Genomic DNA, 4776 nt, shown 5'->3' with positions numbered 1-4776 from the left:
ATGAACGTCAGGCTGCTCAGATCGACGCAGAAGCCGGCGCCGCCGCTCGCCATCGAGGCCAGCGCCCGCCTCAGGGCGGGCAGAGTGGCGCGGTCGAGCTCACCCTCGATCCGCAGGCCCGCGAGATCGACGAGCGGCGTGATGCGCAGGAGCTGGTCGGCTACCGTGCCAGGCGTCAGCGCGTCAGGTGTGAGAGCGCCGACCGTGTCCCCAGTGTTCATGCTGGCTCCTGTGGGCGGGGTGTGCGGGACAAGGTGGCGAAGGGAGGTTGAGGCGGTCATGAGCACGTTGCGCGCCGGGGTTGGCGTGCGCGGAGCAGTCAGGTGCGATGACCTGATCGTCCAGCGGGTTCGACCAGGCGGAAAGCGGCAATCTGCGCCAGGCTTATCAGCAGCCGTGCTCACCGGCCTGACGCTGTCCGGGGCGATCAGACGGTTCTGACGCCTGCACCGCTCGTGGCGTGTCGTGGGAAGGGGCCGCTCTCCTGTTGACCGCGGCCGGCACCTGGCGCAGAGCCCGGCCTATGGTGGGCGCGACGGGATCGGACAACACTCGGAGCTCAAGGACGGCACGGTGAACGGCGTTGAATGATCGACCTCCGCGGTGGCCGGATCCGAACGATGACATGGATCAGGCCCTGGCCGACGTCTTGAAGGCGATCGGCGCAGCCTTGCGCGCACGCGCCTTTCAGAACGCGACGAGCATGGCCTGCCGCGGTGACCGGCAGCGGCTCGCTGTCTGTCTGGAGGCGATGACGCATGGTCAGCTTGTTGAGGTGGCCGCCGCGGCCCGGTTGCTCAGCGCCGCGGCCGACCAGGCGCTCGCCCGGAGGGACTCGTAACGGTTGTGCAGTCCCCACCACAGCGCGTGATCAGGACGCGAAGTCGCCGCGGGCGGGCTGCCGGGTCTGTCCGCCCTCGTTGTCCCAACCGGCCAGGCTCAGGTCCTGCTCGGTGGTGGCGTCGGCGGAGCTGTTCCGGTCTGCGGCGGTGAGGATGTCGCCGGGACGGGTACGGCCACGGCATCGGGTGGCCATGCCGAGCGCCTTGTCAGCGGCGGCGGGTGTGGTGCCGGGCGGGATGACGAGCAGGTTGAGGTGCTCGATCCCCGGGATGATCAGGTTGACCACATGGGGGTCGATGGTGCGGAACCAGCCCACTTTCACGTGACGGCCGGGGGCGGCGATGCGGTGCGGGATGTTGTCCCAGGTGTCGATGTGCAGGCCCACGCGCAGGACCCGTCGGTCCAGCCGCTGGTCGATGGCGGCGATCAGGGCGGGCAGTTCCGCGCCGGCGTCGTAGGTGGCGGGCCACCATGCCCCGTCCACCGCGCCCTGGCGTGTGAGGGTGGGGTCCAGGCTGAGCCGCACCTTCTCAGGGTCGGTCATGGGAAGGCTCGCGGAGTCGTGCGGCCAGGCGTGCCGGGGCAGGCCAGCGTACGTCGTGGGCCCAGCCGAGCCTTTCCAGCAGGCGGATCAGCCGGGCGGAGATGTCGATCTGGCCGGGCAGCACGCCGTGGCGGGCGCAGGTGGGGTCGGCGTGGTGGCCGTTGTGCCAGCTCTCGCCGAACGACAGGATCGCCAGCGGCCAGAAGTTCGCGGCCCGGTCCCCGGAGCGGGTTTTCAGCGGCCGCTCGCCGAAGACGTGGCAGATGGAGTTGATCGACCAGGTGACGTGGTGCAGCATCGCGATCCGGACCAGGGCGCCCCAGAAGAACGCGGTCAGCGCGCCGTGCCAGGTGCTGGTGGCCAGCAGGCCGATGGCGGGCGGCAGCAGCAGCGAGGCCGCGGCCAGCGGCCCGAACAGCCGGTCCACTCGGCCGATGTCAGTGTCGGCGAGCAGGTCCTTGGCGAAGCGCCGCCGGTTGGTGAGGTCGCGACCGAACATCCAGCCGACATGCGCGAACAGCAGCCCCTTGGCCAGGCCGCGTACGCTGTGCCCGTAGCGCCAGGGCGAGTGCGGGTCGCCGTCGCGGTCGGCGAAGGCGTGGTGGCGCCGGTGGTCGGCCACCCACTGGATGACCGAGCCCTGCACGGCCAGGGACCCGGCCACGGCCAGGCCGGACCGCAGCCACCGGCCCGCCTTGAACGCGCCGTGGGTGAGATAGCGGTGAAAGCCCACCGTGACGCCGAGCCCGGTCAGGACGTAGCCGCCGAGCGCGATCGCCACGTCGGCCCAGCTCAGCCCCCACCCCCAGGCCACCGGCACGGCAGCGGCCAGCGCCGCGAACGGCACCAGCACGAACACCCACAAAGCGACCACCGCCGCGACCGGCTTACGCCCGTCGATGATCGGCGCCGCGCCGCCCCACTCCCGATCGACGAAGCCTGTACCCCTCGAAGCCATGCCAGTTTCCCCCCGTCGCACGTCCAGCGCCCTATCGAGCCCCTTGGAACCAGCGCGCCTGCCCACGCACACACAGGCCTGGTCACCGCGCACCTCCGCGCTCGGCGACCGCGCCCCACGGCGCCTCCGAAACGCACCTCCCCGCGTCTCGGGAACCTCCTCAGCCGGCGCGACAGGCGATCCAGGCGACCGCCGGACCGGCAATCTGGGTGCGCCCGCACATCTCCGGCAGAGAATGGGGGTGCGGAGCGCTGCGCAGGCGCCGTCACGGTGCCTTCGCCGGGTGGTCATCTCCGCCTCTCGGGGAGCCTCGACAGGTTCAGCACGCCGGTCTCGGCGAGCCGGCCGACCAGCAAGCCGACCGCGCCGAGCACGAGCACGAACACGACCAGCCCGCCGAACGCTCCGACGAGCCCGAGAACCATGCCGACAGCCATGCCGATCGGCGGCAGCCACTGGTTGTTCCAGCGATCGCCCACACCTCGTCCGCGTCACCGCCGACGCCTCCGCCGGTGATGCCGCCCGCGGTGCCCGTCCCCGCGCCGGGCCTCGGCTCCAGGCCCGTGTCCGTCATTGGACCCGCGGCTCCTGCTCGGCTTCTTTCCTGAGGCCGGTGTGGCCGCTCTCGGTCTCCCGGTCGCGGTCCTGTTCAAGCAGGTGGATGTCGTTGACCCTGATGTTGACCTCGGTCACCTCGAACCCGCACATCCGCTCGATCGCATTGATGACGTTCTTCCGCACCGCCCCCGCCAGATCGGGGATCGCCGTCCCGTACTCGACCATCAGGTCGAGGTCGACGGCGGCCTGCCGCTCGCCTACCTCTACCGACACACCCTGCGAGACGTTTTCCTCGACGCCAACCATGCCGCGCATGCTCCCGAACGCCCGCGCCGCGCCTCCGCCCATGGCGTAGACACCGGACACCTCCCGAGCGGCCAGCCCAGCGATCTTGGCGACGACACCGTCGTCGATGCTGGTGGTGCCCCTGTCAGTGACCAGCCCGGTCGCCGGGCCGCCCTCGTGTGTTCTGGCCCTCGGTACGGTCGCGGCCTGACCGGCTACGCCGGCCCGATTGGACATTGTGTCCGCCATGACCTGTCACCCCCTGTTTGTCCTCTCAAATAGACATAAATAACCGCAGGGACATGACTGATGCCCAACCAAACGGATTTTGGGGGACTTATCGACAACTCCTGACGCATTGGCTTGGGAAGTAATGCCGGCGAGTTGGAGCTTGGGCCGGCGTTTCTAGAGTCGTCGGGAAGTTGGGACACGGAGATCCGGTAGAACGGGTGATCTTCCACAACCATCCTTCGCATCTGCTGGATCTCCGTTGAGTGCCGAACCTGCCAGGTCTGCCGTGGCCTGTGCCATTGCGTTGGTCAATCGTCGGGGCTACCGGCGCTCCGCTGAGGACTCGGCGGGGATCGGGCGTTGCGGGGAATCCGGTTGTGCAGGCACAGGTGCGGGCTGCCTGCCCGAGGCACTGCCTGCCTGGGGATCGCTACCGCGGTGCCTGGCTCGGTCGCGCTCAAGGCCCGGACTCGCTGTCGGCACCGCCCTCCCGGCTATCCCGCCATCTACGGGGCCCATTCATCGGGACCTGCTGCACCGGGCGATCGCGGCTCGTGATGGGGCTTGCTGTGATTGCCCGTTTCCGCCGGCAGGCCGAGCGGGTCTACTGAAGGGGATCAGCCGGCACACCTCGTGCCGGCTGCCGCCTGAGGAGGGTCGTCATGACTCTGCGCTGATCCTCTTCGAGCCCCGGTGGGGCGGGGTCGTCCCGCCCGGGATACCGCCGCACACCCGCGATGAGCCCGTGCGGCTCGTCGTTGCCCTGATCGCCTGCGGCACTCTCCGCGCAATTGACGAAGGTGGAGGTAAAACCGATGCGCATCGCATCGATAGTGCTGATCCTGTGGCTGATCGCCGGCGCTGTCGCCGCGGGCCAGCGCGGCTACTACACAGGACCGGTGGAGAACTGCAATCAGGTGGCCACCATCGCGGTGACGATCGTGGCGGGCCCGCTCAACTACTTCGGCATGAACCCGAAGATCGCCTGCCAGACGCCCCGGCCCAGCAAGTAGCGGCAGGGCTGTCGAAGCCGCGCGAGGGTCTACAGTGCAGGAAGACGGACCGTATCGGCGCCGCCCGGGAAGGGGTGCCGGACATGGAGTTACGGCAGTTGCGCTATTTCGTGACGCTGGCCGAGGAGTTGCATTTCGGCCGGGCGGCAGCCCGCGAGCACATCGTGCAGTCCGCGCTGAGCCAGCAGATCCAGCGGCTGGAGCGCGAGGTGGGGGTGCGGCTGCTGGATCGCAGCACCCACCACGTCGATCTGACCCCGGCCGGGGCCGCCTTCCTCATCGAGGCGCGCCAGATCCTCGACCACGTGAGCCGGGCCACGCACGCCGCGCGCAACGCTGTGGCG

Annotated in this window: 8 protein-coding genes; 3 read left to right on the top strand and 5 right to left on the bottom strand. The window is 69.7% G+C overall.

Annotated elements, in window-relative coordinates; genetic code table 11:
- A partial coding sequence (locus ACFKCF_RS61425; protein WP_394506744.1) for a hypothetical protein occupies positions 1 to 221 on the bottom strand: 221 nt, incomplete at its 3' end.
- Between the two features lie 404 nt (positions 222 to 625).
- On the opposite strand from ACFKCF_RS61425, the gene ACFKCF_RS61420 reads away from it, so the two are divergent.
- Positions 626 to 841, top strand: coding sequence for a hypothetical protein (locus ACFKCF_RS61420; protein WP_394506742.1), 216 nt, complete (start codon positions 626 to 628; stop codon positions 839 to 841).
- A 30-nt stretch (positions 842 to 871) separates the two neighbouring features.
- Here the strand turns inward: ACFKCF_RS61420 and ACFKCF_RS61415 are convergent, their stop codons facing one another.
- The 4 genes from ACFKCF_RS61415 to ACFKCF_RS61400 form a co-directional block, all read right to left on the bottom strand.
- Positions 872 to 1387, bottom strand: coding sequence for a DUF5994 family protein (locus ACFKCF_RS61415; RefSeq protein WP_394506741.1), 516 nt, complete (start codon positions 1385 to 1387; stop codon positions 872 to 874).
- Positions 1374 to 2345 (bottom strand): acyl-CoA desaturase, encoded by a 972-nt coding sequence (locus ACFKCF_RS61410; protein ID WP_394506739.1) that lies wholly within the window; start codon positions 2343 to 2345, stop codon positions 1374 to 1376. Before ACFKCF_RS61410 ends, ACFKCF_RS61415 begins: the two co-directional genes overlap by 14 nt.
- A 287-nt stretch (positions 2346 to 2632) precedes the next feature.
- Positions 2633 to 2824, bottom strand: coding sequence for a hypothetical protein (locus ACFKCF_RS61405; RefSeq protein WP_394506737.1), 192 nt, complete (start codon positions 2822 to 2824; stop codon positions 2633 to 2635).
- Positions 2825 to 2915: 91 nt separating this feature from the next.
- Entirely contained in the window at positions 2916 to 3437 is a 522-nt protein-coding gene (locus ACFKCF_RS61400; RefSeq protein ID WP_394506736.1) for an Asp23/Gls24 family envelope stress response protein, read from the bottom strand.
- A gap of 797 nt (positions 3438 to 4234) precedes the next feature.
- Here ACFKCF_RS61400 and ACFKCF_RS61395 point away from each other — a divergent pair.
- Complete coding sequence (locus tag ACFKCF_RS61395; protein ID WP_394506734.1) at positions 4235 to 4432, top strand: hypothetical protein; 198 nt, start codon at positions 4235 to 4237, stop codon at positions 4430 to 4432.
- Positions 4433 to 4515: 83 nt separating this feature from the next.
- The coding region (locus ACFKCF_RS61390; protein WP_394506732.1) for a LysR family transcriptional regulator at positions 4516 to 4776 on the top strand (261 nt) is incomplete at its 3' end.

The sequence above is a fragment of the Nonomuraea sp. JJY05 genome, assembly GCF_043496855.1.
Taxonomy (GTDB): domain Bacteria; phylum Actinomycetota; class Actinomycetes; order Streptosporangiales; family Streptosporangiaceae; genus Nonomuraea.
The sequence above is the reverse complement of the archived record's forward strand: the minus strand, read 5'-3'. Positions and strand labels throughout refer to the sequence as shown.

Bases quoted from the DNA above. Each gene is read 5' to 3' on its own strand.
- ACFKCF_RS61415 (WP_394506741.1), bottom strand. From the start codon at position 1,387: ATGACCGACCCTGAGAAGGTGCGGCTCAGCCTGGACCCCACCCTCACA.
- ACFKCF_RS61400 (WP_394506736.1), bottom strand. From the start codon at position 3,437: ATGGCGGACACAATGTCCAATCGGGCCGGCGTAGCCGGTCAGGCCGCG.
- ACFKCF_RS61420 (WP_394506742.1), top strand. From the start codon at position 626: ATGGATCAGGCCCTGGCCGACGTCTTGAAGGCGATCGGCGCAGCCTTG.
- ACFKCF_RS61410 (WP_394506739.1), bottom strand. From the start codon at position 2,345: ATGGCTTCGAGGGGTACAGGCTTCGTCGATCGGGAGTGGGGCGGCGCG.
- ACFKCF_RS61395 (WP_394506734.1), top strand. From the start codon at position 4,235: ATGCGCATCGCATCGATAGTGCTGATCCTGTGGCTGATCGCCGGCGCT.